Source organism: Caulobacter sp. BK020 (assembly GCF_004342605.1).
In the GTDB taxonomy this organism is placed as follows: Bacteria; Pseudomonadota; Alphaproteobacteria; order Caulobacterales; family Caulobacteraceae; genus Caulobacter.
The window spans coordinates 190,001-216,467 of the sequence record NZ_SLZL01000008.1 but is presented as its reverse complement, the minus strand read 5'-3'; the positions used below and the strand labels follow the sequence as shown (position 1 = coordinate 216,467).

The window sequence follows — 26,467 nt, the reverse complement described above, 5'->3', positions numbered from 1 at the left end:
GGGGCGGAAAGAGCGGCGCGGGAGGGGCGCGCCGCGGATGGGGAGGGGGCGCCGCACGGCGACCCCTCCTTATCTCAATGGAGCAAGTCTCCCAGCGTGTAGCAGGGGAGGCGAAGTCGACGGACGCCCCCTCGGCTTCAGGCCGCCGCCGCCCGTCCGTCCTCGAACACCGGGACGTCCAGCGCCGCCGGCGTAGTCTTGCCGCGGATCAGGTCGGCGGCGCGCTCGGCGATCATCAGGGTCGGGGCGTTGGTGTTGCCGCCGATCAGGGTGGGCATGACCGAGGCGTCGACCACCCGCAGGCCGGCGATCCCCTGCACGCGCAGCTGGTCATCGACCACCGCCAGCGGGTCGCCCGCCGCGCCCATCCGGCAGGTTCCGACCGGGTGGTAGATGGTCTCGGCCTTGGCGCGGACCCAGGCGTCGATCTGCTCGTCGGTCCTCACCTCGCCGCCGGGCGCGTATTCGGCCTCGCGATAGGGATCCAGCGCCGCCTGGGCCACCACCTCGCGGGCGATCTTCATCCCCTCGCGGATAGCGCGGCGGTCCTCCTCGGTCGCCAGGTAGTTGGCCAGGATGGCCGGATCGTCGAACGGGTCGGCCGAGCGCAGGCCGATCTTGCCCCGGCTCTCCGGCCGCAGCTGGCAGACGTGCAGGGTGAAGCCGTCCTTCTCGACCGGCGTCTTGCCATGGTCCTGCATGATCGCCAGCACGCCGTGGATCTGCAGGTCGGGCCGGTCGAGGTCCGGGCGCGACTTCAGGAAGGCGCCGCTTTCCAGGAACTGCTGCCGCCCCAGCCCCTGGCCCAGCAGCATGTAGGACAGGCCCACGCTCAGCTTGTTCAGCCCCTTGTTGGCCGAATAGGCGGTGACCAGGTTCCTCGTCGTCCACGACAGGCAGACGTCCAGGTGGTCCTGCAGGTTGGCGCCGACGCCCCTGGACTCATGGACGACCGCGACCCCCTGGGCCTTCAGGTCGTCCGGGTCGCCGATCCCCGACAGCTGCAGCACGTGCGGCGACTGCACGGCCCCGGCGCTGAGCAGCACCTCGGCGTCGGCATGGGCGACCAGGCGCTCCGGGCTGGTCCCGACCACATATTCGACGCCGACCGCCCGGCCGTTCTCGACCAGGATGCGGGTGGTGCGCGCGCCGGTCACGCAGGTCAGGTTCGGCCGGGCCAGCACCGGCAGCAGATAGGCCGCCGCCGCGCTGCAGCGCTTGCCGTCGCGGATCGTCAGGTCGTAGGGGCCAAAGCCCTCCTGGCGATAGCCGTTGAAATCCTGGGTCACCGCGTGCCCCGCCTGGCGGCCGGCCTCGATCAGGGCGGCGTAGAACGGGCTCTTGGACTCGCCGCGCGACACGTGCAGCGGGCCCGCGTCGCCGTGATAGGCGTCGCCGCCGCCATGGTGGCGTTCCGAGCGCTTGAAGTAGGGCAGGACCTCGGCATAGGACCAGCCCGCCAGCCCCATCTGCCGCCACTGGTCATAGTCGCGGGCGTGGCCGCGGATGTAGATCATGCCGTTGATCGCCGAGCTGCCGCCCAGGCCCTTGCCGCGCGGCCACCACAGCTTGCGGTCGTTGAGATGCGGCTCGGCCTCCGTCCAGAAACCCCAGTTCTGGTCGCCCTTGGCCTTGATCAGCTCGCCCACCCCGGCCGGCATCCGCACCAGGATCGAGCTGTTCTTGCCGCCCGCCTCCAGCAGCAGTACCTTGACGGCCGGATCCTCGGTCAGCCGCGCCGCCAGGACGCAGCCGGCCGAACCGGCGCCGATGATGACGTAGTCGTAGCGCGTGCCGCCCATGGTCCGACGTCGCCTCCCTGCAATATTATCGTTGTTAAGGCAGAGAGTGGCGCGGCTTTGGACGGCCGGCAAGGGGTTGCGAGTTCGCCGACGAATCGAGGGCGCCGACCACGCGGGCCGTATGGAGACCCTGGACGGCAGCAGCAATCCCGGAGGCGACGATGGACCAGGGTCATTCCCAGCGGCATCAACCCCAAGAGCATCACCGGCCCTATCTGAGGCTGGCGGTGATGACGGCCCTGTCGTTCGCCGCCATGTACGCCTTGATGTACGCCATGGTCGACAGGGCCTCGAGCATTCGCCCCAACCTCAACCAGGCCTACATGGCCGGCCTGATGACCGCGCCGATGGTCGTGCTCGAACTGCTGCTGATGAGCATGATGTATCCGAAGGCTGGGCTGAACCGCGCCCTGGTCGGCGCCAGCCTGGTTCTGGGACTTGTCTGTTTCGTTGCCATTCGCCAGCAATGGCTGATCGGCGACCGGGAGTTCCTGCGCTCGATGATCCCGCACCATTCGGGCGCGATCCTGATGTGCGGCAAGGCCCCCGTGCGCGATCCGGAGATCCGGGCGCTATGCGCGACGATCATCAAGGGGCAGCAGGCCGAGATCGACCAGATGGATGCGATGCTGCCCTGAGCGATCGATCGGGCGCTGTCGGTCAGGGCGATCGCTCGTCCTGTGACGCTTGAGGGATCGGGGCGGCGCGTGCGTAGTCTGGGCGTGAAGGTCAGGGGAATCGGCCATGAGCGACGCGCTCGATGGATTGTTGAGAGACTTGCGACAGGCGCCGACGGCGGCCTTGCACGGTCTTGAAGGCGAGGTGTGGTCGCGTATCGATCGTCTTCGCGACGCCCGGCGTTCGTCCGGCGTCCTGCTGCCCCTGCGCGCGGCCTGCATCGTCGCTGCGCTGGGGATCGGTCTGGCCGGCGGGAGCTACGCCGCCACGGCCGCGGCGCGGCGGCCCGCTGAGATCTCGGTGTTCTCGATCGACGCGCATCTGGCGCCCTCGACCCTGCTGACGGGCCGCTGATGCCCAGGATCAGCCTCGGCCTCGTCCTGACCGTGGTCCTGGCCCTGCTGGCGGGCGCCGCGGGGGCGTGGATCGGCGCGTCCGGCCTGCTGCCCGGCCGCCATCCGGGCTCGCTGCACGAGATGGTCCACCATGACCTGGAGCTGACCCCCGAACAGGACCGGCGCCTGGAGGTGCTGGAACAGGATTTCGCCGTGCGCCGCAAGGCCCGCGAGGCCGAGCTCCGCGCGGCCAACGCCGAGCTGGCGGCGGCGATCCAGGCGCGTCACGAATATACGCCGCAGGTCGAGGCGGCCGTGGAGCGCTTCCATGCCGCCATGGGGGCCTTGCAGCTGGAAACCGTCCAGCACGTCCTGGCCATGCGCAAGGTGCTGACCCCCGAGCAGGCGGCCAAGTTCGACCGCCGCGTCAGCGAGGCCCTGACGAACGACACGCCGTGACCGTCCCCGCGGGCGAGCAGGACGACGCCGAGCTGGCGCGGCGGGCGGCCTCCGGGGACGAGCCGGCGTTCAGCCAGCTGATGCGTCGGCACAAGGGCGCGCTGTTCGCCTTCGCCCGCCGTCACGTCGGCGACCCCGAGGCGGCCCGCGACATCGTCCAGGAAAGCTTCGTCTCGGCCTGGAAGGCGCTGGACCGCTACGATCCGGCCCGTCCGTTTCCCACCTGGCTGCGCGCCATCGCGCTCAACAAATGCCGCGATCGCGGACGGCGTCTGCTGGTCCGGCGGCTTGTGCTCGGCGAACGCTCGATCGACGCGCCGGGATCGCCCGACTACGCCGACGGGGGCCTCGATCCCGAGGCGCAGGCCGAACGCGCCCAGCGGCTGGCCCGTCTCGAAGCGGCGATCGCCCGCCTGCCGGCACGGCTGAAGGAGCCGCTGATCCTGACCTATCTGGAAGACTATTCCCAGCAGGCCGCCGCGAACCTGCTGGGCGTCAGCGTCAAGACCGTCGAGACGCGGGTCTATCGCGCCCGGAAGCGGCTGGCCGAATGGCTCGGCGATGTTTCGCGCGGCGGATGAGGGGCGGGTCGGGCGCTAGGTTCTGTGGACCGTTAGCCGTTAGCCGTTAGCCGTTTGGCGTAGAGGCGCCGCCCTCGTCCTTCGACAGGCTCAGGATGAGGGCTACTGGCAAGGCGGTTGAGTAGAATTCCGCATCCTGAGCTTGTCGAAGGACGAGGAATTCGGTCCAAGATCGTCAACAACCACAGGCGCTAGAGCGAAGAGAGGGGCGCCAGGCGTCCGAGCCAGGCCACCAGGGCCAGGACGGCCAGGGCGGCGCCCGTCTCCAGGGCGAGGCTCTTCCTCAGCGCGACGACGGCCGCCGCGGCGCGGTCGGGATCGTCCAGCGCGCCGCGCAACGCCGGGGTGAGCCGAAACCGGTTGGCCGCGGCCAGAACCAGCATCGCGGCGAAGACCAGCAGCTTGAGAAGCAGCAGGCGGCCATAGAGCGTGGTGAAGAGGCCGGGCAGGCCCGCCATCCCGACCAGGAATCCGCTGTTGACCAGGCCGGTGGCCAGGAGCACGGCGACCAGCGCCGAGCCGATCCCGGAAAACCCCGCCAGCGCGTCGTGGAAGGCGCCGAGGCCGTCGGCATCCGTGCCGTCGGCGAGCCGGGCCAGGATCAGGAAGAAGACGATCGCGCCGATCCAGACCGCCGCCGCGGCCAGGTGCGCGATGTCGGCCGCCAGGTGGATCAGGGACCCGGCGCCCTCGGTCGCCGCGCCGTGCCCCATCCAGGCCAGGCTCGCGGTCGCGACGGCGCCGAGGCTGGAGCTCGCGACCCAGGCCGGGGTTCCAGGGCGCTTGGCCAGGAGCAGGCCCAGGGCCAGGGCGGCGCTGAGACCTCGCGCGACGGAGGCGGGCCCCATGGCCATGTCGGTCAGCACCGAGGCCAGGGTTGCGGGGGCGAGCGCGGCGGACAGCGACCCGGCGACGACGGCGGTCTGGGCGGAAAGGCCCAGCGCCGTCGCCAGCAGAAGGATGGCCGCTGAGCCGGCGAGCACACGCCGCGGCCAGGCCATCGCCGCCGCGCTCGACGGCCCGCGCGCCGGCAGGGCGTAGAGCGCGAACAGGGCCCCGCCGGCAAGGACGAAGCTCGCCGCGTACTGGACCCAGCGCAGAACGACGACCGCCGCCTCCACGGCTACTTCACCGTGAAGGTGACGACGCCGTCCATGCGGTGGCCGTCATCGGCGGCCGCCACGCGCCAGGTCACCTTGTAGGCGCCGGCCGCCAGCCTGTCGCGGGGCGCGCCCGAGACGGTCTTGCGGTCCTTGGAGACCGTCGTCTTCACGGGGATCTTCACGCCGTCGGCCCGGGCGATCTCGAAGGTCGAGAAGGCCGGCGCGAGTTTTTCGTTGAAGGTCAGCGACACGGTCTTCGGCGCCGCCACCGCGGCGTTCGCCGCCGGATCGGAGGCCACAAGCTTGGCGTGGGCGCTGGCCTCACCCGCGACCAGGGTCGAAACGGCCAGGGTGGTGACAAGGAGCGCGCGCAGGGTCATGGGACAGGTCCTTCGAAAGGTGGCATGGCCGAGCCAATACGCGCTGGCGACGCTCGCCCCTCGCCAGGATCCGCCAGGTTTCGCTACAGCTTGACGGCGCGCAGGCGCAGGGCGTTGCCGATGACGCTGACGGACGACAGCGCCATGGCCGCGGCCGCGATGGCCGGCGACAGCAGCCAGCCGAACGCCGGGTAGAGCGCGCCGGCGGCGATCGGCACGCCCGCGACGTTGTAGGCGAAGGCGAAGAACAGGTTCTGGCGGATATTGCCCATCACCGCGCGCGACAGCTTGCGCGCCTTGACCAGGCCCTCGAGGTCGCCGTGCAGCAGGGTGACGCCGGCGCTTTCGATGGCGACGTCGGAGCCGGCGCCCATGGCCACGCCGACCTCGGCGGCGGCCAGGGCCGGGGCGTCGTTGACGCCGTCGCCGGCCATGGCCACCTTGCGGCCCTCCGCGCGCAGGCGGGACACCACGTCCGACTTCTCGTGCGGCAGCACGTCGGCCTCGACTTCGTCGATGCCCAGGCGGCGCGCCACGGCCAGGGCGGTGGTGCGGTTGTCGCCGGTCAGCATGACCACGCGCACGCCCTGGGCCTTCAGCGCATTCACCGCGGCGGCGGTGGTGGGCTTGATCGGATCGGCGATCGCCAGGACGGCGGCCGGGCGCGCGTCGATGGTCACGAAGATCGCCGTGGCCCCGTCCTGGCGCAGGGTTTCGGCCACGGGCGCGAGCTCTCCCGGGGCCTGGTTCCGTTCGGCCAGGAAGCGCGCCGATCCGATGATCACCGCCTTGCCGTCCACCGCGCCGATCACGCCCTTTCCCAGGGGGGAGTCGAAGGCCTGGGGCTGGCTGAGCGTCAGCCCGCGCGCCGCCGCGGCGCGGACGACGGCGTCGGCCAGCGGATGTTCGCTGGCCCGCTCAAGGCTGGCGGCCAGGCGGAGAACCTCGTCCTCGGTGAAGCCGGCCGCCAGATGGATCGCGGTCACCGCCGGCCGGCCCTCGGTCAGGGTGCCGGTCTTGTCGACGATCAGGGTGTCGATGGTCTCGAAGCGTTCCAGGGCCTCGGCGTTCTTGATCAGAACCCCCGCTCGCGCGCCGCGCCCGACGCCGACCATGATCGAGATCGGCGTGGCCAGGCCCAGAGCGCAAGGACAGGCGATGATCAGCACCGACACCGCCGCGACCAGGGCGAAGGCCAGGCGCGGCGACGGACCGACCATCGCCCAGACCAGGAAGGCGACCGCCGCGGCGGCGATGACCGCCGGCACGAACCAGCCCGACACCCGGTCGGCCATACGCTGGATGGGCGCCCGGCTGCGCTGGGCCTGCGCGACCATGGCGACGATCTGGGCCAGCAGCGTGTCGGCGCCGACCTTGTCGGCGGTCATCAGGAACGAGCCGGTCTTGTTCAGCGCGCCGCCGATCACCGTGTCGCCGGGCGCCTTGGCGACGGGCATGGACTCGCCGGTGACCAGCGACTCGTCGATCAGAGCCTCGCCGCTGAGCACCCGGCCGTCGACCGGCACCTTCTCGCCGGGCCGGACGCGCAGCGCGAAGCCGGGCTCGATCTGGTCGACCGGGATTTCGAGGTCCTCGTCGCCCAGCACCCGGCGCGCGGTCTTGGGCGACAGGTCGAGCAGCGCGCGGATCGCGCCGGACGTGCTCTCCCGCGCCCGCAGCTCCAGGACCTGGCCCAGCAGCACCAGGACGGTGATCACCGCGGCGGCCTCGAAATAGACCGGCGTCGATCCATCCGGGTTGCGGAAGGCCGGGGGAAAGGCCTGCGGCGCCAGCGTGGCGGCGACGCTGTAGGCCCAGGCCACCCCGACGCCCATGGCGATCAGGGTGAACATGTTGAGCTGGCGAGTGAGGATGGAGCGGCCGCCGCGCACGAAGAACGGCCAGCCGCAGCCCAGCACCACGGGCGTCGCCAGGATCAGCTGGGTCCAGGCGGACACCCGCGGCGCCAGATGGAAGGCCATCAGGCCGACGTGGCCGCCCATCTCCAGCGCGAACACCGGAAGGGCCAGCGCCAGCCCGATCCAGAAGCGCCAGGTCATGTCCCGGAGTTCGGGGTTGGGTTGCGCTTCGGCCGTCACCGTCAGCGGCTCCAGCGCCATGCCGCAGATGGGGCAGGCGCCCGGCGCGTCGCGGCGGATCTCCGGGTGCATCGGGCAGGTGTAGGTCACGCCTGGCCTGGCCGGCTTCGTGGTCTCCGCCCCCATGCGATGGGGGTGATGCGCATGCCCGTGTTCGTCCGCCATTGCCGGTCCCTCGACGACGCCAACTGTTTGGCTACGCACCGATCGCGCCCCGCCCTCGGGGATTCCTTGAGGGATCTCAAAAATCGCGATCCGAGACGCGTTTCCGGGGTCTTGTCGCTGTCATCCCGGGCGCTCAGTCCAGGCGGGAAAGCTCGGTCCGGTAGCGTTTCCAGTTCTCGACATAGTGCAGGGCCGAGGCCTGCAGGATCAGGGCGTGGCCTTCGCCGATCTCGCGGACCACCTTGCCGGGCGCGCCCATCACCATCGAATTATCGGGGATCTCCTTGCCTTCGGTGATCAGGGCGCCAGCCCCGATCAGGCAGTTCTTCCCGATCTTCGCCCCGTTGAGCACGATCGCCCCAATTCCGACCAGCGAGCCGTCGCCGACCGTGCAGCCGTGAAGCATCACCATGTGGCCGATCGTCACATTGGCCCCGATGGTCAGCGGGCTGCCGACATCGGTGTGAAGTACTGAGCCGTCCTGAACATTGCTGTTCTCGCCGATCTCGATCGGATCATTGTCGCCGCGAACTATTGCGCCCCACCAGACGCTGGAATTCTTCCGCAACAAGACATTTCCCATCACCGAGGCGCTGGGCGCGATCCAATATTCGCCGTCCGCGGGCAGGGAAGGACTTGCGGCGCCCAAGGAATAGACAGTCATCCGTACACCTCGTGTTCTGGAAGCAGGCAGGGCCTTAACGGGTCATAAACCATGCCTGCCCCATTGTATTTGTGCGATTCGAGGGGGAACACTCCGACATCGGGAGTCATTCTTCTCGTATCCGAGCCGCGCTCGATCGCCGAACGCGGCCTCCCGGTAACGGAGACCTTGGGTGTCGGTTTTGGGGTTTGGGCGTTCATTACCGCCTTCGGGGGCAAGCTCCGAACCGCCCGGCCGCGCTCGCGTTTCCGTTTTTCTCCTCCCCACCTGCTCCAAGGACGTCGCCACCCGGCCACGTCCTTTTTTCATGCCTGAATGGAGGCTTACATGACCAAGCGAGCTCTCAAGCGGATGGTGCGCGAAGGCGCGAACGACGCCGGCCGTTACGACGACGACGCCAAGGTGCGTCGCCTGCCGGTGGAGCATCGTCAAGCTTGGTCGCCGCTGGGCAATCCGGGGCATGAGGATCGGGACCAGAGTTATCTCAAAACGATCAAACCCAAATCGCCGGGTCAGGCGACCCTGATGGAGGCGATCGACGACAAGAACCTGATCATGGCGCTGGGCCCGGCCGGCACCGGCAAGACCTACATCGCCATCGCCAAGGCCGTTGAGGCGCTCGAGGCCGGCAAGGTCGGCCGCATCGTACTGTCGCGCCCCGCCGTCGAGGCCGGCGAGTCGATCGGCTACCTGCCGGGCGACATGGAGGACAAGCTGGCCCCCTATCTGCGGCCGCTCTACGACGCGCTCAGCGACCGGCTGTCGGTCAAGCGCATGCGGGCCCTGATGGCCGAGGGCGCCATCGAGATCGCCCCGGTCGGCTTCATGCGCGGCCGCACCCTGAACAACGCCTTCGTGGTGATCGACGAGGCCCAGAACTGCACCTACATGCAGCTGAAGATGCTGCTGACCCGCCTCGGCTGGAACTCGACCATGGTGGTGACGGGCGACCCGAACCAGTCCGACCTGCTGCCGGGCATTTCCGGCCTGGCCGAGGTCTCGGCCAAGTTCGAGCCGGTCGAGAACATCGCGGTGGTCCGCCTGGCCGACCGCGACATCGTCCGCCACCCGCTGGTGGCCGAGATGCTGGGCGTGCTCTGATACTTGGAGCACGATGGCCGCCGAAACCGGCATCCACTTTCGGCTATCGTGCTCTAACCGTTCCCGCGAGGGGCGATTTCAAGGGTCGCCGCGACCCGGAAATCGCCGAAATGCGGAACAAGACTTGAGTTTGGGGCGGTCGGACGTGCAAGGTCCGGCCGCCTTAACTGTTTTGGGACCCTGCATGTCGTCCGACGCCGCCGCGACTCCCCGTTCGGAGTTCACGATCCGAGGGGTGCTCCTCGGCATCCTCATCACCCTGGTCTTCACCGCCGCCCAGGTCTATCTGGGCCTGAAGGTGGGCCTGACCTTCGCCACCTCGATCCCAGCGGCCGTGATCTCGATGGCCCTGCTGCGCGCGTTCAAGACCGCGACGATCCAGGAAAACAACATCGTCCAGACCATCGCCTCGGCGGCGGGGACGCTGTCGTCGGTGATCTTCGTGCTGCCGGGCCTGCTGATGATCGGCTGGTGGAGCCACGTGCCGTTCCTGACCACGTTCGGCGCCTGCCTGGTCGGCGGGATCCTGGGGGTGATGTACACCATTCCCCTGCGCCGGGCCCTGGTGACCAATTCCGACCTGCCCTATCCCGAAGGCGTCGCCGCCGCCGAGGTGCTGAAGGTCGGCACCGGCTCGCGGGCCGGCGCCGCCGAGGGCCAGGCCGGCCTGGTCGCCGTAGTGCTGGGCACCGTCGCCTCGGCCCTGTTCGCCGCCCTGGCCGCCGCCAAGATCTTCGCCGCCGAGGTGGCGGGCTATTTCAAGGCGGGGGCCGGCGCCACCGGCCTGGGCGCCTCCAGCTCGCTGGCCCTGATGGGCGCGGGCCATCTGATGGGGATCACCGTGGGCGTGGCCATGTTCGCCGGCCTGGCCATCGCCTGGGGCGTGCTGGTGCCGGTGATGACCAGCCTGCACCCGATGCCGGGCGCCGCCGTGGCCGAACACGCCCTGACCATCTGGCGCACCGAGGTGCGATTCATGGGCGCGGGCGTCATCGGCGCCGCCGCTATCTGGACCCTGGGCAAGCTGGCCCTGCCGATCTGGTCGGGCCTGATCTCGGCCTTCGAGGCCAACAAGACCCGCAAGGCCGGCGGCTCGGACATCCCCCGCACCGAACAGGACATCCCGATCAGCGTGGTCGGCCTGGTGTCGCTGCTGCTGCTGGCTCCGGCCGGCTGGTTCCTGGCCCACTTCCTGACCGGCGGTCCGATCACCAGCCTGGCCGCCCCCTTGGTGGCTATCGGCATCGGCTACGTCGTGGTCGCCGGCCTGCTGGCCGCGGCGGTCTGCGGCTACATGGCCGGCCTGATCGGCTCGTCCAACAGCCCGGTCTCGGGCATCGCCATCCTGACCGTGCTGGGCGCCTCGCTGATGGTCGGCGTGGTCGGCCGCGGGGTGATCGGCCCGGACATCGCCAAGGCCCTGGTCGCCTACGCCCTCTATGTCACCACCATGGTCCTGGCCGTGGCCGTCGTGGCCAACGACAACCTGCAGGACCTGAAGACCGGTCAGCTGGTCGACGCCACCCCGTGGAAACAGCAGGTGGCCCTGGTCATCGGCGTCGTGGCCGGCGCCATCGTCATCCCGTTCGTGCTGGAGCTGCTGAACCAGTCGAACGGCTTCGCCGGCGCGGCCAATCTCAGCACGGTGGCCGGCTCCACGCCGCTGAACGCCCCTCAGGCGACCCTGATCTCGACCCTGGCCAAGGGCGTCATCGGCGGCGACCTGAACTGGAGCCTGCTGGGCTACGGCGCCCTGATCGGCCTCCTCCTGGTGATCGTCGACATCGTCCTTCGTCGGACGAGCAATGGCCGTTTCAGCCTTCCGCCGCTCGGCGTGGGCCTGGCCATCTACCTGCCCAGCGCCGTGACCGCGCCGGTGGTGGTCGGGGCCGTGATCGGCTGGGTCTACGACAAGATGGTCGACAAGGACCGGATGGGCGAGGCGGCCAAGCGCCTGGGCGTGCTGATCGCCTCGGGCTTCATCGTCGGCGAGAGCCTGTTCAACGTCGCCCTGGCCGGCCTGATCGTCGCCACCCAGAAGCCCGGCCCGCTGGAGGTTCCCTTCGCGCCGTCCGAGCACGTGGGCATGATCTTCGCCCTGATCGCCGCGGCGGTCGTGGTGGCGGTGCTATACGGCTGGGCGCGACGGTCGGCGAACAAGATAGAGGCGTAGGGGTTCAGGCCCGAGCGTTTCGAGGGACCCGGAGGGCGAAGGCTCTCCGGGTCCTTTTTTGTTTCCGGCTTCCTACGATTCGCTCATCCCGGCGAAAGCCGGGACCCAAGCCGAGCATCCGGACGAGGCTCAGAGCTGGGGACCGCCAAAGCCGCTTGGGTCCCGGCTTTCGCCGGGATGAGCGGTTGTGGGGGCGGGCTAAAGAGGGGCCAGCACCGTCAGCACCTGCTCGCACCGGAACTGGAACCCCAGCGCCTCGTACAGCGCGATGGCCCCGGCGTTGTCGGCGAAGCTGTGCAGGAAGGGCGTCTCCCCACGTTCGACGATCTTGCCGGCCACGTGCAGCATCAGCCGCGCCGCATAGCCTTTGCCGCGATGGCCGGGGTGGGCGCAGACGGCGCTGACCTCGGTGAAGCCGTCAGGCCGCAGGCGCTCGCCGGCCATGGCCGCGAGTTGTCCGTCGACCTTGACCCCGACGAACTCGCCCAGCTCGTGGGTGCGCGAGAAGAACGGTCCCGGCGCGGTCAGAGCGGCCAGGGCCACCATCTGCGGCGAGTCGGCGTCGCCCAGGGGCTGGATCTCGAAATCCACCGGCTTGGGCGGGGCCAGGGTCTGGGCGACCATCTGGTGGAGGATCGCGCGCTTGGTCACCTGGGTTCCCGGGACCGGGGGAAGGTCGAACCGCTCCACCACCCCGACCTCGCCGGGATGGGCGCGGACCAGCCGGCCCAGGGCGGCCAGGGTCTCGGGCGCATGGTCGGCCGTCGCGGCGAACAGGCCGAAGTCGGGATGGACGCGCAGCGCCTCGCCGTCGCGCAGCGCCAGGTCCGCTTGGCGGCCGGTGAACGCCGACCAGACGGGACGGTCGAGCGGGTGGGCGTTCATGTGCGAGGCAGTTCCAACAGCCGGCGGGCCACGGGCGCCAGGCTCTCCCGGTTGGTCGGTCCCACGCCCAGATAGTCCTCCATCTCGACGAGCAGATCGACGACTCGCCCAGCTTCGCCTGTATCGATTGCCTTGAGGACCTTGCCCAGACAGAAGTCGTATTCGTCCGACAGCTTCGGATTGCTTCCCACGCTCAGCGGATCCCAGTCGGCCAGCAGGACCCGGCGGATTTCGTCGATGCGCCTTAGAGCGGCCTTGCGGTCCACATTCATGCCCCCGCTCCCTCAGACCTAAGGACAATAGGCCGCGATCAGCGCCTTGACCGCGCCGACCACGGCCAGGGCCGGCTTGTCGTCGTCGTCGAACATCTGGCTGGAGGTGAACACCCCCTCGACCAGCAGCATCATCGCGTCGCCCAATGCGCCGGGATCGGACGCGCCCATCTCGGCGGCCTTGGCCCGCAGGCGGGCGCGCAGGTCCTGCTTGTGGCCCTGGGCCACGGCCCGGCCGGCATGGTCGCGGTCCGGATACTCGACTACGGCGTTGCTCAACGCGCAGCCGCGATAGTCCGCCCCGCCCGACCGCGCCGCCAAGCCCTCGAAATAGGCGACCATCTGGGCCTTGGGATCGTCGGGGAACGCCGTTTCGGCCGACTCGAACCGTTCCCAGAACCCGGCCTCGACTTCGCGCAGCACGGCGGCCACCAGCTCGTCCTTGGACTTGAAGCTGCGATAGAGGCTGGGCTTGGTCACTCCGGCCCGGGTGACGATCTCGTCGACCCCCACCGCCCGGATGCCCTCGCGATAGAACAGGTCGCGCGCCGTCTCGAAGATCCGTTCGGCCGCGCGGGCGCCCGGATTGTACGGAGCCAGGTGTTCGGGCCCTTCCAACGGTTTTGGGGCGGAGGTTTTTTCGTCGATCTTCGTCATGGCTATTGACGATGTTACTTACCGGTACGTATGCAGGGCGACAACCCCGTACCGATCGGTTACATCGACCATGCAAACGCTCCGTCGCCTCTTCGGAAACCGCTACGCCTTCGTCGTGGCCGCAGCGACCTTTCTCGCCCTCTTGTCGGCCGCCGGCCTCAGGGCCGCGCCGGGCGTCCTGATCCTGCCGCTGGAGAAGGCCTTCCACTGGGACCGGGGCGCGATCTCGCTGGCCGCCGGTGTGGGCATCTTCCTCTACGGCCTGACCGGACCGTTCGCGGCGGCGCTGATGCAGTCGTTCGGCGTGCGCCGCACGATCAGCCTGGCCCTGCTCTTGATGGCGGTCTCGACCGGTTTGTCGGCCTTCATGACCCAGAGCTGGCAGTATGTGGCCACCTGGGGCGTGATGGCGGGCGTCGGCAGCGGGGCGGTGGCCATGGTGCTGGGCGCGACCATCGTCAACCGCTGGTTCGTCCAGCGGCGCGGCCTGATGCTGGGCCTGCTGACCGCGGCGACGGCGACCGGCTCGCTGGTCTTCCTGCCGGCCATGGCCTGGATCGCCGACCACGGCGGCTGGCGGCCGGTGGTGCTGACCGTGGCCGCCGTCGCCGCGATCATGGCCCCGATCTGCTGGTTGCTGATCCCCGAGAGCCCCGACGCCATCGGCCAGCGCCCGTTCGGCGCGCCGGACGACTGGACCCCGCCGCCCAAGGGGTCGGCCGCCAACGCCCTGGCCGCCGCGTTCGGCGCCCTGCACCGGGCCAGCCGGACGCGCACCTTCTGGCTGCTGTTCGGCGGCTTCTTCATCTGCGGCCTGACCACCAACGGCCTGATCGGCGTGCACATGATCGCCTTCTGCGGCGACCGGGGCCTGCCCGAGGTCAAGGCCGCGGGCCTGCTGGCGCTGATGGGCCTGTTCGACCTGTTCGGCACCACCGCCTCGGGCTGGCTGACCGACCGCTACGACCCACGCAAGCTGCTGTTCATGTACTACGCCCTGCGCGGGCTCTCGCTGATCTACCTGCCGTTCTCGGACTTCTCGGTGATCAGCCTGTCGGCCTTCGCGGTGTTCTACGGGCTGGACTGGATCGCCACCGTGCCGCCGACCGTGCGGTTGGCCACCGAGGCGTTCGGCGACCGCGACGGGCCGATCGTGTTCGGCTGGATCGGGGCGGGCCACCAGCTGGGCGCCGCGACGGCGGCGATCGGCGCGGGCGTGATCCGCGCCCAGTCGGGGCAGTACCTGGACGCCTTCGTGATCGCCGGCGTCGCGGGACTGCTGGCGGCGGGGGCGTCTCTGATGGTGCGTCGGTCGGCTGCGGTGGCGGGGGAGGCGATCTGATCAGTCCGGTAAGGACCATGGGTCGAAGACCGGTCCGCCCCAAACCTCGAAGTCGCGGACGTTGCGCGTGACCAGGGTCAGGCCATGCACCTGCGCCGTGGCGGCCAGGAAGGCGTCCATTATGGGAATAGTGCGACGAGCCAGATCCGTCCGACGTCTCAGGTCGCCCCAAAGCTCGGCGATATCGCGATCGATCGAGAGGATGCGATCCCTGAAGGTCGCCACCATTCCGGGATACCAAGCTTCCAGGGCGCGCCGACGCCGCCCCTCGGCGCGCAGCTCGATGCCGTAGCGGATCTCAGCCAGGCTGACGACGCTGAGATGCAAGGTGGTCGGGGCCTGCGCGGCGACCCAGTTCATCACCGCCGGCAGCGGCGAGAGCTTGGTCGCTTCGGACGCGATATTGGTGTCGAGCAGAAACATCAAAAGTCGATCGGCCGTCCCACATCCTTGTCCCGGGCGAAAAGCTCATCGGCTTCCTCGTCCGTGAACATACGGATGGATGGGTCGAACAGCGTCTCGTGCAGACTGCGCTTTGACTTTGTCTCGACCGCCTCGCTGAGCCTTCGGTAGTCCTCGGCGGACAACACCACGGCGGCGTCCTTGCCGTTCTTGGTCAGGTGCTGCGGGCCCTGGGTCTTGGCGCGTTCGACCACTTCGCTCAGCTTGGCCTTCGCGTCGGCCAGGCTCCAGGTTCCATCGGGCATGACGCCCTCCAATGACCACTTCAACCTATAAATAGTCAAAGTGGTCATTTTTGCCAAGCGGAGGGGGCTTTAGCCGTCAAGATCCTCGGCCAGGATCGCCATCTCGAACATGAACGAGCCGTCCTCGTCCTCGTCCTGGAAGATGACGCCGATGAACTCGCCCTTCACCTCGACCTCGGCGGAGTCCTTTTGCTTGGGGCGGGCCTTCAGCGCGATGTGCGGATTGCCGAAGGTGCGCTTCAGATGGCCTTCGAGCTTGGCGATGGTGGCGGCGTCCATGACGGCTCCTGATATCGATGGGGCGCGCGGGGCGCGGGGGATCGGCGGAAACTAGAGGGCCGGACGCGAAAGTGTAAGGGGGTTTGCAGCGCCGGGCCCGACCATCTGTTGAGAACCGGGCGCGAAACCGGGCGGCGGCGGCGAGGTCGCCGCGCCCTGGGCGACCAGCCAGTCGCGAAACCGCCGGGCCGCGCGGCTGGCCCGGCCCCGGGGCGTCAGGGCGCAGACCTCGGCCTGACCGGGGACCAGGCCCAGCGGCGCGACCAGCCGGCCGGCGGCCAGGTCGTTCTCGACGAACGCGAAGGGGCTGAGCGCCACGCCCAGGCCCGCGGCGGCCGCCTCCAGCATGTAGAAATAGTGGTCGAACTCGCGGTTCACCGTCGCCGGCGGCAGCACCACGCCGGCCGCCGCCTCCCACTCGGCCCAGCTTTCCAGGAAGGTGCGGGTGTGCAGCCGGGGCAGCTTGGCCAGGCTTTCCAGGTCGCGGACCTGGGCGGCCAGGCCGGGCGAGGTCACCGGGCCGACGGCGTGCTTGAGGAACGGCGTGACCTCGGCGTCGGGCAAGGGCGGGGCGCCCGGCAGGCGCATGCGGATGGCCAGGTCGACGCCGTCGGCGCGGAAGTCGAACGGGCCGTTGGACTCCACGATCCGCACCGGGATCTCGGGATGGGCGGCCACGAAGTCCGGCAGGCGCGGGATCAGCCACTTCATGGCGAAGGTCGGCAGGCACGAGACCACCAGGCCGGCGTCGCGCTCGTCGACCGCCGGCGGCAGGGCGTCGTCGATCAGGTCGAAGGCCCGGGTCAGGCCCTGGGCCAGCTTAAGCCCCGCCTCGGTCAGCACCAGCCGGGTGCGCGGGCCCTCGGTCAGGGCCACGCCCAGGTGGTCCTCCAGCTGGCGGACCTGCCGGCTGATCGCCCCGTGGGTGACGCACAGCTCGTCGGCGGCCAGGGTCATCCGCCCGCGCCGGCCGAAGGCCTCGAAGGCGCGCAGGGCGTTGAGCGGCGGGAGCGGGCGGGCGACCATGTGATGAAACCTCACAGATGTCCGCTGATAAGTCGTTATTCGGGGCGAGGCAACCAGGGCGATAAGGCCGACATGACGCCGACCAAGCCTCACCATGTCACCCTCGCCCAATGGCTGGCCGTGGCGGTGGTGTGGGGGCTGGTGGGGTACGGACTGGTCGCCGGGCCGAAGGCGGAGGCGAGGCGGGACCGAATGAGCCTGGCCGCCTGCGCCCCCAATCTTCCGCTCATCCCGGCGAAGGCCGGGACCCAAGCCGAGCATCCATAGAGGCCTGCGCGGTTGCGAGCCGCCGGCTGAGCCCTGAGGCGCTCCTTGGGTCCCGGCTTTCGCCATGAGCGGGGTTTTGGCCAGCCCCTACTTCCCCTCCGGCTTGACCACCATCGTCCACGACCTGTCGTCGCCCAGGAAGGTCTGGGCCGCCTTCTGGATGTCGGCGGCGGTCACCCGCTGCAGGCCGGCCAGCACCGAGCGGGTGGCGGTCAGCAGGCGCGGGTCGGTCTGGGCGCCCGACAGGACTCCCAGCCAGTACTCGTTGGTCTCGCGGGCCTTCTCGATCTGGTCGATGCGCGGCTTCTTGGCCCGGTCAAGCTCGTCGGCGGTGACCGGCTTGTCGCGCAGGTCGGCGGCGATCCGGCGGATGGTGGCGGCCACGCCGTCGATCTTGTCGGGCGGAGTCTCGACGCTGACCGCCAGATAGCCCCAGCCGGTGAAGGCGACGGTGGCGGTCGACGAGGCCGAGGGCGAATAGGTCGCCCCCTGCTTCTCGCGCAGCTCGTCGGTCAGCCGCAGTTGCATCACCTGGGCCAGGATCTGGATATTGCGGGCTCGCTGCAGGTCGCTGAACAGGTCGTCGGTCTTCCAGGCCATGAACAGCTGGCCCTGGTCGGCCCGGCCCTTGTGGGTGCGCACGACGGGAGTCGGCGACGGGGCGGGGAAGGGGACCCTGTCGGCCCCGGCCGGGGCGGGGGTGTCGGCGCGGGCCGGCAGGGCGCCGAAGGTCTGGGCCACCGCGGCCACGGCCTTGTCGACCGTGATGTCGCCGACGATCACCACCTCGATGGAGTCGGCGGCCAGCGGGCCCGACAGCGAAGCCTTCAGCTGGTCCAGCGAGGCGCCGGCGATCTGCTGGCGGCTGGGGAAGGTCCAGCGGCCGTCGCCGCCATGCAGCAGCCCGCCCAGGTCGCGGCTCATCACCCCGCCGGGCGTGCTCTCCAGCTGGTCGTGGATCGTGCCGTAATAGGTCTTGATGCGGTTGAAGGCCTCGGGCCGCCAGCCGCCCTCGGTGGCGTAGGCCGCCAGCACCTGCAGCTCGGTGTCCAGGTCCTCCGGACGCGTGCGGCCCGACAGGCTGAAGGCGTCGTCCTCGACCCCCAGGCCGGCGTTCCACACCTTGCCGTTCAGCACCCGCTCCATGTCCTGGGTGCTGATCTGCTTGAGGCCGCCCTCGATATAGGCCGAGCCGGCCCACAGCGGACTCTGGGCGTTGGCCGGCAGGTCCAGCAGGCCGTGGCCGATCCGCGCCTTCACCAGGATCTGGTCGTCGCGGAACTTGGTCGGCTTGACCGTCAGCCGCACGCCGTTGGCGAACCGCACGAAGACGGTGTCCAGGTCGGTGACGTCCTTCTGCTCGACCACCTGTCCCTTCGCCCCGAAGGTCGCATAGGGCCAGGTGGTGACGCCCGGCGCGGCCGGGGCGGCGACCGGGGTCTTGGCCGAGGCGGCGTAGACGTCGGTCACCGCCTTTTCCCCGCCGTCGATTGCGGTCGGGGTCGGAATGGTGATCAGCGGGCCGGAACCGGCGAACTGGGCCTTCAGCAGGGCCGAGACCGTCTCGGCCTTCAAGCTCTTGGTGGCCTCGTCGAACACCGCCAGGTTCTGGGACGGGCTGGTGACGATCTCGCGGTCGTCCAGCGTGCCGACGATGGCCCCGGCCAGGGCCGTGGTGCGCTGGGTGGCCTCGCCGGCCGCGGCGGCCACGAAGCCGGCCCGCATGGCGGCGATCTCGCGGTCCAGCTCGTCCTGGCGTACGCCGTACTGGACGATGCGGCGCTGCTCCTGTTCGAGCGCCGTCAGCGCCTCGTTCCAATGGCCCGGCTGGACGGTGGCGGCCAGGGTGGTGATGTCGGCGGCGTGCTCCTGGTCGTTCTGCATGGCCATGGCGACGATGAACGGCGGGGCGTCCGACCGGGTCAGCACCTGCAGCCGGCGGTTCAGCACCGCGAAGCCCAGGGCCTTGACCAGCTCTTCCTTGTCCTTGGCGCGGGTTTCCAGCGCCAGGTCGGGCGGCAGGACCCAGGCGATCTGGACCGAGGTCTGGGCCCCCGGCTCGACCAGCACCTTGGCGGTCAGGCCGCGCTTGGCCACCGGCCCCAGGTCCGGCCTGACGCCGGCCGGGCCGACGGCCTTCCAGTCGCCGAACTGGGCCTTGATCTTGGCCTCCATGGCGTCGACGTCGAAGTCGCCCACGGCCACCACCACGGCGTTCTCGGGCCGGTACCAGGCCTGGTAGAAGTCGCGGATGCGCTGAGCCGGGGCGGCCTTCAGGATCTCGGTCTTGCCGATCGGCAGGCGCTGCGGCGGCCGCTGGCCCTGCAGCTGGAAGCCGAACGTGTTGACGAAGGTGCGGTAGCCGGGGCTGTCGCGGGTGCGCTCCTCCGACAGCACCACGCCGCGCTCGCGATCGACGGCGTCGGGGGCGATGGTCAGCTCGCCAGCCGCCTCGCGCAGCAGCATCAGCGAGGTGTCGACCGTGTCGTCGTCGGTCTTGGGCAGGTCCAGCTGGTAGGTGGTCTCGCTGAAATTGGTCGAGGCGTTGGTGTCGGCGCCGAACGCCAGGCCGTGGCGCTCGAGGATCTTGGTCATCTCGCCTTCGGGGACGTTCTTGCTGCCGTTGAACGCCATGTGCTCGAGGAAGTGGGCCAGGCCCTGCTGCTCGTCGGTCTCGTCCAGCGAGCCGGCGTCGAACCACAGCCGCAGGGCGGCCTGGCCGGGCGGGGTGGCGTTCTTCTGGATCGCGTAGCGCAGGCCGTTGGGCAGCACGCCGAACCGCACGCGCGGATCGGGCGCGACGTCCGACACCGCCTGCGGCCACTGGCCGGGCTTGACCAGGTCGATGGTCGGCGCGCCCGAGGTCCTGGCGGGCGTCGCGGGGGCCTTGGAGGCCGACGACGGCGGCGCGGCCTTGTCGCTTGGGCCGGGCTTGGGGTGGAACAGGGTCGCACAGGCGGAGAGGCTGAGCCCGGCCGAGAGAACGAGCGCCAGGCGCGAAACGCGGATCATGTGCGACCTTGAAGTGGAGCGTTGGACGGTCGCGCACCTTGGCCAAAGCGCGTGGCGCAAGCAAGGCGTCGGTGGGGCGGAACGGCCACGCTTCGACGTCGGCGTTGCGATGCTGGGCGCTTGATCCGTCCGCCCCCTGTTCCCTTGTATCTGGATCGCGGCTCGAAGGCGTGATCCAGATACAAGGGAACTTGGGGGCGGCCTTACGAAGGCCGCGGCGACAGCAAACTACCTCAATCGGCGCCCGGGAAGACCTCCCGGGCGCCTCCGGAGACCGCCTAGACGCGGTTGCCCGTCGAGTTCGGGTGGGTCGCCCCGGTCAGGGCGCCGAGGTTGTTGCCGTGCAGGTCGTTGCCGACCAGCAGCACGTTGGCGTTCGTCACCACGCCCCAGTCCTGCTGGCCGCCGAAGGCCTTGGACCGCACGCCGCTGACCACGCCCGAACCGCCCGTGAAGAAGTAGATGCCGTTCGACCGCCCGCCGTGGTGCAGCCGGCCGTTGGCGATGAACTGGCCGCCGGTGATCGTCACGTCAGGGCAGTTGACCAGGATGCCGTCCTCCCCGTTGTTGACGACGATGCTCGGCCCCACCTGCACCTCGCTGTTGTGGTCGGACAGGTAGATGCCGCACAAACCGGACAGCTCGATGAAGCCCGGCTTGATCAGGTGCTGGGCGCCCCAGGTGTCCAGATAGATCCCGTGACCGCTGTCCTCGCCATAGAAGCCGCCGTCGATGCGGATGCTGGCGATGGGGTTGGTCTGCAGACCCACTGCACTCACGCCGTGACCGAGATTGGCCCAGGTGACGCAGTTTTCCAGCGCGCCGACCGAGGTGGTGACGTTCCCGGTCTGCTGGGCGCCATGCTGGACGGCGTAGTGGTAGCCGTTGCCCTGGTTCTGCGTGGCCGTGCACTTGGTCAGGTAGTACTGCAGCGGGTTGGTCGCGTAGTCCGGATTGGCGGTGAAGCTGAACCCGTGCGAGAGGTTCTTGGCCGCGCCGCAGTTGACCAGGGTGGTGTAGGCGGTCATGCCCAGGTTCCAGCCGATATGGTTGGAATTGGCCCGGACGTTGGTGATGACGCCGTTGTCCCAGCTGTAGTTGGCCGCCACCTGCAGCTTGATCCCGTCGCCGCCCGCCACGGCCGTGACGCCCAGGTGGTCGACGGTGAAGTCCATCATCGTGACGTAGTCGGTGGCCGCCGGGATCAGGATCACCGGCTGGTTGGCCGCGGTGGACCGCAGGAAGGTCACGCCGATCCCGCAGCCCTTCAGCGCGGTTCCGCCCCGCGGGAACGTGACCGGACCGCTGACGAGGTAGGTTTTCGCCAGCATGCGGACCTCGTTCGAGGCGGCGAAGGCGCGCTGGAAGCTGAGGGTGTCGTCGGGGTCGCCGGGCAGACGATAATCGTCGGCGAAGACATAGTTGGTCATTTCAAATTCTCCAAATATTTCAAAAATATAGCCGCTAAAAATGCAGCACCGCCGCGTCCTTGGCCGGTTGATCCCGACGTCTGGCCCGCAACGGATGGTTTCAATTTGGAGGATCGGTGCGTCAGATACGGACGCAGATTGTTCTATCTTTGTTCTAATTTTTAGTCGAGGTCGGGAGGTCCACGAGGCCAGCGCCGAAACCGGGGACGCGCACTCACGGCAAGGCGCGATAGGCTCTATCTTGATCCGCCGAGCCTGGCATTGGCGCGTCGTTCTGGATTGAAGACGGCCCGACGGTGGGTCCGATGCTCGGACTGGGGACAGGCGCATGCGCCTGTCCCCAAGCGCGTGTCCCAGCTTTGGGAGCATGCCACAAACGGGGGCTATCCCCGGGCCATCGGTCATGAACCCAAGCATTTTCAATGCCCTGAACTTTTTCGACCCGTTTTCGTCCTCACCTTGCCAGGCGGCCTTATCCTGATCTCACCTGAGAGCACGGGGAGGGCGCACGTACGGCGACCGATGCGGCCTTCGGGGGTGGACGAGCGGGTAGGCCTTGTCCGCCGCGCTTCTTCGGAAGCATCCCGGATCGGTCCGGAGCAGGTTCGCCTCAGTCGCGACGAAGCTTCGGCGTCCGGGACAGGCGGATGGAGCCAGCAGGCCCGGGCTGAAATCGCCCGGGCGGTCCAGGACGCGCCAACGTCCTGCCCGTCGGGGGCCTCCATCGGAGCGGGTTAAAAATCCGCGACCCGAAGGCTTCCGGATAACGGCTCCACGCGAAGCGCTCGAACTTCGTCGAAACGGTATTTACAACTGCAAATCATCCGGGCGAGGCCCGGGCGCTTCGCACCCTTCCCAGCAAGCTCAGCGGGCTTCCGCGTGAGGCGGCCAAGTCGTGACCACGATTGGGGACAGGCGCATGCCGCCTGTCCCCGGCCGCGCGCAAGGCCGCCTCAGTCGGCGGAGTTTATCCTGCGGCCGGCCAAAGGCCGGTCCGGAGGGCCGACAGCTCCCCCAGAGGGGGAGCATCTATTCGGTGCGGCGACCGCCGACCAGATCCTCCCCCTCTGGGGGAGGTGGCCCCGAAGGGGACGGAGGGGGTCTTGCGGCGCCCGCCCCCTAGTTCGTCACCGAGAACGTCGCGTTGTTGCCGGTGGCGGTCGAGATCCCCACGACCGCGCGGCCCGAATTGCGGACGGTCACGGTCGAGCGGGCGCTGACGTCGACATTGTTGGACTGGCTGTTGGTGGCGCTCATCGTGCCGCTGCACAGGTTGCAGGCGTAGCCGCTGACCGCGTTGCCGATCGCCGTGGCGCTGGCCCCGGCGTCATAGCCGGTATTGCCCTCGAAGCTGGCGATCACCTCGACCCCGCCGCCGTCGTTGACCTGGACGTTGTCCAGCACCAGGCCCGGGCCGTTGGCGTTGCTGGCCATGGCCGAGTTGCCGACGCCATAGGCCGTGGCCTGGGCGCCGCCGAACTCGTAGGAGGTCCCCTCGGCCTGGGCTCGCACATAGGCGGTGTTGTACTGGTGGCTGGCCACGTCCAGCAGCGTGCCCTCGTTGGCGGCGTTCAGATTGTTGCCCGAGGCCGTCGCCGCCGTCGTGGTCAGGTAGCTGTTGCCATAGGCCGTGAACTTGGTGGCCGTGACATTGGCCGCGCCGTTGTTCTGGTCGGTGATGACCCGAGCGGCCGACTGGTTGGCGCCGGTCAGGTCGATGTTGTTGCCCGCCGCCGTGCCGGCCACGACCGCGGTCCCGGCCACGTACTGCAGGATCGCCCCGCCGTCGGCGGCGACGTCGGCCTGGTTGTTCTGGCTGACCCGCGCGCCCATCGACCCGTTGACCAGCAGCAGGCCCTGGCTGTTGCCGGCCGCCTGGCTGGTCTCGATCACGTCGCCGGCCTGGGCGGCCTCGCCCTCGATCTGGCTGCGGGCGGTGACCGCGCCGCTGTTGGTCTGGACCATGAAGCCGCTCAGCGTCCCGTAGGCCGCCGTGCCCGTGCCGCTGTTGCCGACCGCCGTGGTGGTGATGTTGCTCGACTCGCCCATGGAGCCCGAGGCGTTGACCACCCCGTGCGCCGTCACGGCGCCCTGGTTGACCTGGTTGGAGGTCAGGCCGGCGTCCGCGCCGACCACCGTCGCGCCGAAGGTGTTGGCCCCGGCCGTGGTGGTGGCGGTGACGCCCTCGTCGGCGGTGACGACGTCCAGCGTCTGGTCGGCGAACACATTGCCGAGGTTCAGCTGGTCGTTCGAGCCCTGGACGGGGATCGTCTGGCTAGTAGCGGCCCCGACGGCCAGCATCGCCCACATTGGGATCGCTGCGATCGTTCCAGCGAGACGGGTCTTCGCGGGTCTGCGCATTGTTGGTTCCCAGGTTGTTGTAGGCGGGCACGAAGGCCCCGGTCGCGCCGACGGTGTTGGCGGCGTAGGGGTCGTACTGCATGCAGCTTTGCGGACCCGGCATGCCGTAGAGGTTGGCGCTCATCTCGATGGTGGCCCGCTCGATCAGCGAGCGCACGGCCAGCTGCATCGGCTCCAGCGCGCCGCGGCCCGCCGAGATGTCGAAGATGTTGCCGTTCAGGAAGTCGAAGACCCCGGCGCTGATCTCGCGGCCGACCACCTGCTTCTGGTAGGAGATCACGTCGACCACCTCCAGCGTGCGAGTGTTGATCAGGCGCAGGTCCAGCGCGATGTTCATCACGAACACCCGCCGGCGGAAATTGCCCTTCAGCCCGTCGGTGTCCTTGTCGCCAGCATAGGCGTCCACGCCCGCCGAGCGGATGTTGTAGTTCAGCTCGGTGATGCCGCCGGCCACGTAGAAGTCCGAGCCCGGCACCTGGCCCGCCAGGATGCGGCGGTACTCGGCCGGCACGTCGGCGCCCGGCTTGGGGTTGTCGGAGATCAGCTTGTTGTTGGCGTATTTCAGCTCGTACTCCGACACCGAGGTGTCGAAGCGCTCGACCATCGGCATGCCGGCCTTGGCGAAGGCGGTCATGGCCAGCAGCGAGGCGCCCTGGGTGACCTTGCGGCCCGACCCGTCGGACTCCTCCTTGCCGGTGTAGTCGGCGATGCGGCCGATGGCGACGCGCGGCGCCACCACGTGGTTGGCGCGGGCGTACTGCGCCAGGCAGACCAGGCCCGCGGTGTAGGGCGTGGGGTTGGCGGTCACCGGCGCCCCGCCGATCGGGGTGGCGTAGTTGCCATCCATCATCGGCTTGGGGACGCCGCCGCAGGCGCTGAGCACGGCGCAGGCGCCGGCCAGCAGAAGGTTGAGGCGCTTACTGGCCATTTCCCGATTTCCCGACGTTCGTTCCGGCGCTGATATTGCCGTTGTTGATCTGGTTGGAGTTGACGATCACCGTGTTGTTGTTGCCCTGGGTGACGACCGTCAGGTTGTTGCCGATCGCCGTGGAACTGCCCCAGCCCCCCAGGCTGCCGACCCCCGAATAGCTGTCCAGCGATCCCGACGACCGGCTGGACGAATAGACGCTCTGGTCGGCGCCGGTCAGCATGACGCCATCAACGATGACGCGGTTGCCGTTGGCGTCGCGGGTCGAATACTCGACCACATGGTTCTCCGAACCGGCCACACGGCCGTAGCCGGCGTTGAACGCGGCGGAATTGGTGTCCAGGGTCTGGGCCCCGGCCGGGCTGGACAGCACCAGGCCGGTCGCGGCGGCGGCCAGGGCCAGAATGGCCACGCTGATCGCCAGCGGGCGCCCGGCGCCCGGCAGATTCTTCTCGTTCGCAGCCATCAGAAACCTCGTGAACTCCGACGCGTCCGACGGCTAGCAACCCCCGTGCCAATATCGGACAGCGTTGGGTTTAACGCCGAAGGTCTCGCGATTTGGTTAAGTTCTCCGGCGCGAGGGCGACTTTGACGGGCGCCATAATAATGCGGTCGCGTCAGCCTCTGGGCGATCCAGCCCATTGATCAGGGGCCCGCTTTGCGAGACCCTGGCCTGAAATAAGTATCAGGGAGGATGAGCTTTGCTGGTTTCTCAGATCCTGAAGGACAAGGGCGACCTGGTCTTCACCGCCTCGCCCCACGAGACGGTGGGCGCGGCCGCGGCCCTTCTGCACACTCGGCGCGTGGGGGCCATGGTGGTGCTCGAGGAGGACGAGACGATCGCCGGCATCCTGTCCGAACGCGACATCGTGCGGGTGATCGCCGAGAGCGGGGCGGCCGCCCTGTCCAAGCCTATCTCCACCTGCATGACCCGCGACGTGGTCTTCGCCCAGCCGGAAGAGACGGTGGACGCTTTGCTCGCCCGGATGACCGATCGCCGGATCCGCCACCTGCCGGTCTGCAAGGGCAAGCGCCTGGCCGGCATCATCTCGATCGGCGACCTGGTGAAATACAAGATCAGCGAGGCCCAGGCCGAGGCGGAAGGCCTGAAGGCCTACATCGCCGCCGGCTGAGACGGCGTTCGGGCGGCCCGCGGCGGTCGCTCGCCCACGCTCCATATAGCGCCTCTATATAGAGCGTGGATCAGGCCGCCGGTTCGCCGAGCAGTTCGGCGCCCGAGCCGGCCACCGCGTCGGCCAGGCTGTAGCCCTCCAGAACCGTCGCCGTGGCGTCGCGAGCCCTCAGCAGGGCTTCGCGCAGCGCGCAGGTCGCCAGGTCGCGGCAGTCCTCGCAACGGCGAAAGGCCGTGCGGCTGACGCAAGGGGTCAAGGCCAGCGGCCCGTCGACCAGGCGGATGATCTCGGCGAAGCTGATCGCGGCCGGCTCGCGCCCCAGCAGGTAGCCGCCGAACTTGCCCCGCCGGCTGGTGACCAGGCCCTGACGTGACAGTGTAAGAAGTATGGCCTCCAGGAACTTGCGCGGCGCGTCGGCGCGGATCGCCAGTTCGCCGGCGGTGACCTGTCCGTTCTCACGGGCCAGTTCGATCATGGCGCGCAGGGCGTAGCGCGCTTTCTGGGACAACATGGACGCGGGGCCTCCTCTTGTAGAGGTCTATGAAGCCAGGGAAGGGGATGGCGCAAGCGCTGTCGCCGCGACAGATCGCGCGGCGTGGCTGGGCGCCGGCCCAAAACCATTCACAGA

26 protein-coding genes are annotated in these 26,467 nt (G+C 69.2%); 8 read left to right on the top strand and 18 right to left on the bottom strand.

Features of this window, described 5'->3' with window-relative positions; genetic code table 11:
- Positions 1–137: 137 nt before the first annotated feature.
- Entirely contained in the window at positions 138–1,802 is a 1,665-nt protein-coding gene (locus EV278_RS12375) for a choline dehydrogenase (RefSeq protein WP_132091470.1), read from the bottom strand.
- Between the two features lie 161 nt (positions 1,803–1,963).
- On the opposite strand from EV278_RS12375, the gene EV278_RS12370 reads away from it, so the two are divergent.
- The 4 genes from EV278_RS12370 to EV278_RS12355 all read left to right on the top strand — a co-directional run bounded on the left by EV278_RS12370 (position 1,964) and on the right by EV278_RS12355 (position 3,855).
- Positions 1,964–2,440, top strand: coding sequence for a DUF305 domain-containing protein (locus EV278_RS12370; protein WP_132091467.1), 477 nt, complete (start codon positions 1,964–1,966; stop codon positions 2,438–2,440).
- Positions 2,441–2,546: 106 nt separating this feature from the next.
- Positions 2,547–2,834: a hypothetical protein gene (locus EV278_RS12365; RefSeq protein WP_132091464.1), complete on the top strand. Its 288-nt coding sequence runs from the start codon at positions 2,547–2,549 to the stop codon at positions 2,832–2,834.
- On the top strand, positions 2,834–3,274 hold the full coding sequence (locus EV278_RS12360; protein WP_132091461.1) for a periplasmic heavy metal sensor: 441 nt from the start codon (positions 2,834–2,836) through the stop codon (positions 3,272–3,274). Before EV278_RS12365 ends, EV278_RS12360 begins: the two co-directional genes overlap by 1 nt.
- Positions 3,271–3,855 carry an RNA polymerase sigma factor gene (locus EV278_RS12355; RefSeq protein ID WP_243692172.1) on the top strand — a complete coding sequence of 195 codons (585 nt, stop codon included), beginning with the start codon at positions 3,271–3,273 and terminating at the stop codon, positions 3,853–3,855. The genes EV278_RS12360 and EV278_RS12355 overlap by 4 nt, the downstream gene beginning before the upstream one ends.
- Positions 3,856–4,046: 191 nt before the next feature.
- On the opposite strand, the gene copD is transcribed toward EV278_RS12355, so the two are convergent.
- From copD to EV278_RS12335, 4 genes are all read right to left on the bottom strand, one after another.
- Positions 4,047–4,976 carry a copper homeostasis membrane protein CopD gene (copD, locus tag EV278_RS12350; protein WP_132091459.1) on the bottom strand — a complete coding sequence of 310 codons (930 nt, stop codon included), beginning with the start codon at positions 4,974–4,976 and terminating at the stop codon, positions 4,047–4,049.
- 2 nt (positions 4,977–4,978) lie between these two features.
- Entirely contained in the window at positions 4,979–5,338 is a 360-nt protein-coding gene (gene copC / locus EV278_RS12345; RefSeq protein WP_132091456.1) for a copper homeostasis periplasmic binding protein CopC, read from the bottom strand.
- A gap of 83 nt (positions 5,339–5,421) precedes the next feature.
- A complete protein-coding gene (locus tag EV278_RS12340; RefSeq protein ID WP_132091453.1) occupies positions 5,422–7,602 on the bottom strand; it encodes a copper-translocating P-type ATPase in 2,181 nt (726 codons plus the stop codon).
- Between the two features lie 133 nt (positions 7,603–7,735).
- A complete protein-coding gene (locus tag EV278_RS12335; protein WP_132091450.1) occupies positions 7,736–8,266 on the bottom strand; it encodes a gamma carbonic anhydrase family protein in 531 nt (176 codons plus the stop codon).
- A gap of 315 nt (positions 8,267–8,581) precedes the next feature.
- Here EV278_RS12335 and EV278_RS12330 point away from each other — a divergent pair, with 315 nt between their 5' ends.
- A complete protein-coding gene (locus EV278_RS12330; RefSeq protein WP_132091447.1) occupies positions 8,582–9,367 on the top strand; it encodes a PhoH family protein in 786 nt (261 codons plus the stop codon).
- 184 nt (positions 9,368–9,551) lie between these two features.
- Positions 9,552–11,540: an oligopeptide transporter, OPT family gene (locus tag EV278_RS12325; RefSeq protein ID WP_132091444.1), complete on the top strand. Its 1,989-nt coding sequence runs from the start codon at positions 9,552–9,554 to the stop codon at positions 11,538–11,540.
- Positions 11,541–11,738: 198 nt separating this feature from the next.
- Here the strand turns inward: EV278_RS12325 and EV278_RS12320 are convergent, their stop codons facing one another.
- The 3 genes from EV278_RS12320 to EV278_RS12310 are packed head-to-tail and all read right to left on the bottom strand — an operon-like array spanning position 11,739 to position 13,354.
- A complete protein-coding gene (locus EV278_RS12320) occupies positions 11,739–12,425 on the bottom strand; it encodes a GNAT family N-acetyltransferase (protein ID WP_132091441.1) in 687 nt (228 codons plus the stop codon).
- On the bottom strand, positions 12,422–12,697 hold the full coding sequence (locus EV278_RS12315) for a hypothetical protein (RefSeq protein ID WP_132091438.1): 276 nt from the start codon (positions 12,695–12,697) through the stop codon (positions 12,422–12,424). Before EV278_RS12315 ends, EV278_RS12320 begins: the two co-directional genes overlap by 4 nt.
- Positions 12,698–12,715: 18 nt before the next feature.
- Positions 12,716–13,354: a TetR/AcrR family transcriptional regulator gene (locus EV278_RS12310; RefSeq protein WP_132091435.1), complete on the bottom strand. Its 639-nt coding sequence runs from the start codon at positions 13,352–13,354 to the stop codon at positions 12,716–12,718.
- 70 nt (positions 13,355–13,424) lie between these two features.
- Between EV278_RS12310 and EV278_RS12305 the strand changes: the two genes are divergently transcribed.
- Positions 13,425–14,696 carry an MFS transporter gene (locus EV278_RS12305; protein ID WP_132091432.1) on the top strand — a complete coding sequence of 424 codons (1,272 nt, stop codon included), beginning with the start codon at positions 13,425–13,427 and terminating at the stop codon, positions 14,694–14,696.
- On the opposite strand, the gene EV278_RS12300 is transcribed toward EV278_RS12305, so the two are convergent.
- The 9 genes from EV278_RS12300 to hfaA form a co-directional block, all read right to left on the bottom strand.
- Positions 14,697–15,119 carry a type II toxin-antitoxin system VapC family toxin gene (locus tag EV278_RS12300; RefSeq protein ID WP_207905481.1) on the bottom strand — a complete coding sequence of 141 codons (423 nt, stop codon included), beginning with the start codon at positions 15,117–15,119 and terminating at the stop codon, positions 14,697–14,699.
- Positions 15,119–15,403, bottom strand: a complete 285-nt coding sequence (locus tag EV278_RS12295) for a type II toxin-antitoxin system Phd/YefM family antitoxin (RefSeq protein WP_132091426.1) — start codon at positions 15,401–15,403, stop codon at positions 15,119–15,121. Before EV278_RS12295 ends, EV278_RS12300 begins: the two co-directional genes overlap by 1 nt.
- 69 nt (positions 15,404–15,472) lie before the next feature.
- Entirely contained in the window at positions 15,473–15,682 is a 210-nt protein-coding gene (locus EV278_RS12290; protein ID WP_089924627.1) for a DUF3126 family protein, read from the bottom strand.
- A gap of 51 nt (positions 15,683–15,733) precedes the next feature.
- A complete protein-coding gene (locus EV278_RS12285; RefSeq protein ID WP_132091423.1) occupies positions 15,734–16,708 on the bottom strand; it encodes a LysR substrate-binding domain-containing protein in 975 nt (324 codons plus the stop codon).
- 354 nt (positions 16,709–17,062) lie between these two features.
- Positions 17,063–19,987 carry a M16 family metallopeptidase gene (locus EV278_RS12275; RefSeq protein WP_132091417.1) on the bottom strand — a complete coding sequence of 975 codons (2,925 nt, stop codon included), beginning with the start codon at positions 19,985–19,987 and terminating at the stop codon, positions 17,063–17,065.
- Positions 19,988–20,265: 278 nt separating this feature from the next.
- Entirely contained in the window at positions 20,266–21,417 is a 1,152-nt protein-coding gene (locus EV278_RS12270) for a hypothetical protein (protein ID WP_132091414.1), read from the bottom strand.
- A gap of 1,119 nt (positions 21,418–22,536) precedes the next feature.
- The gene (hfaD, locus tag EV278_RS12265; protein WP_132091570.1) at positions 22,537–23,727 is read right to left on the bottom strand and encodes a holdfast anchor protein HfaD; all 1,191 of its coding nucleotides are present in this window, start codon (positions 23,725–23,727) and stop codon (positions 22,537–22,539) included.
- Positions 23,693–24,706 (bottom strand): holdfast anchoring protein HfaB, encoded by a 1,014-nt coding sequence (gene hfaB, locus EV278_RS12260; RefSeq protein ID WP_132091411.1) that lies wholly within the window; start codon positions 24,704–24,706, stop codon positions 23,693–23,695. Before hfaB ends, hfaD begins: the two co-directional genes overlap by 35 nt.
- Positions 24,696–25,172: a holdfast anchoring protein HfaA gene (gene hfaA, locus EV278_RS12255; RefSeq protein ID WP_132091408.1), complete on the bottom strand. Its 477-nt coding sequence runs from the start codon at positions 25,170–25,172 to the stop codon at positions 24,696–24,698. The genes hfaB and hfaA overlap by 11 nt, the downstream gene beginning before the upstream one ends.
- Before the next feature lie 235 nt (positions 25,173–25,407).
- Between hfaA and EV278_RS12250 the strand changes: the two genes are divergently transcribed.
- A complete protein-coding gene (locus tag EV278_RS12250; RefSeq protein WP_132091405.1) occupies positions 25,408–25,839 on the top strand; it encodes a CBS domain-containing protein in 432 nt (143 codons plus the stop codon).
- Between the two features lie 70 nt (positions 25,840–25,909).
- On the opposite strand, the gene EV278_RS12245 is transcribed toward EV278_RS12250, so the two are convergent.
- Positions 25,910–26,350, bottom strand: a complete 441-nt coding sequence (locus tag EV278_RS12245; RefSeq protein ID WP_132091402.1) for an Rrf2 family transcriptional regulator — start codon at positions 26,348–26,350, stop codon at positions 25,910–25,912.
- Positions 26,351–26,467 lie beyond the last annotated feature (117 nt).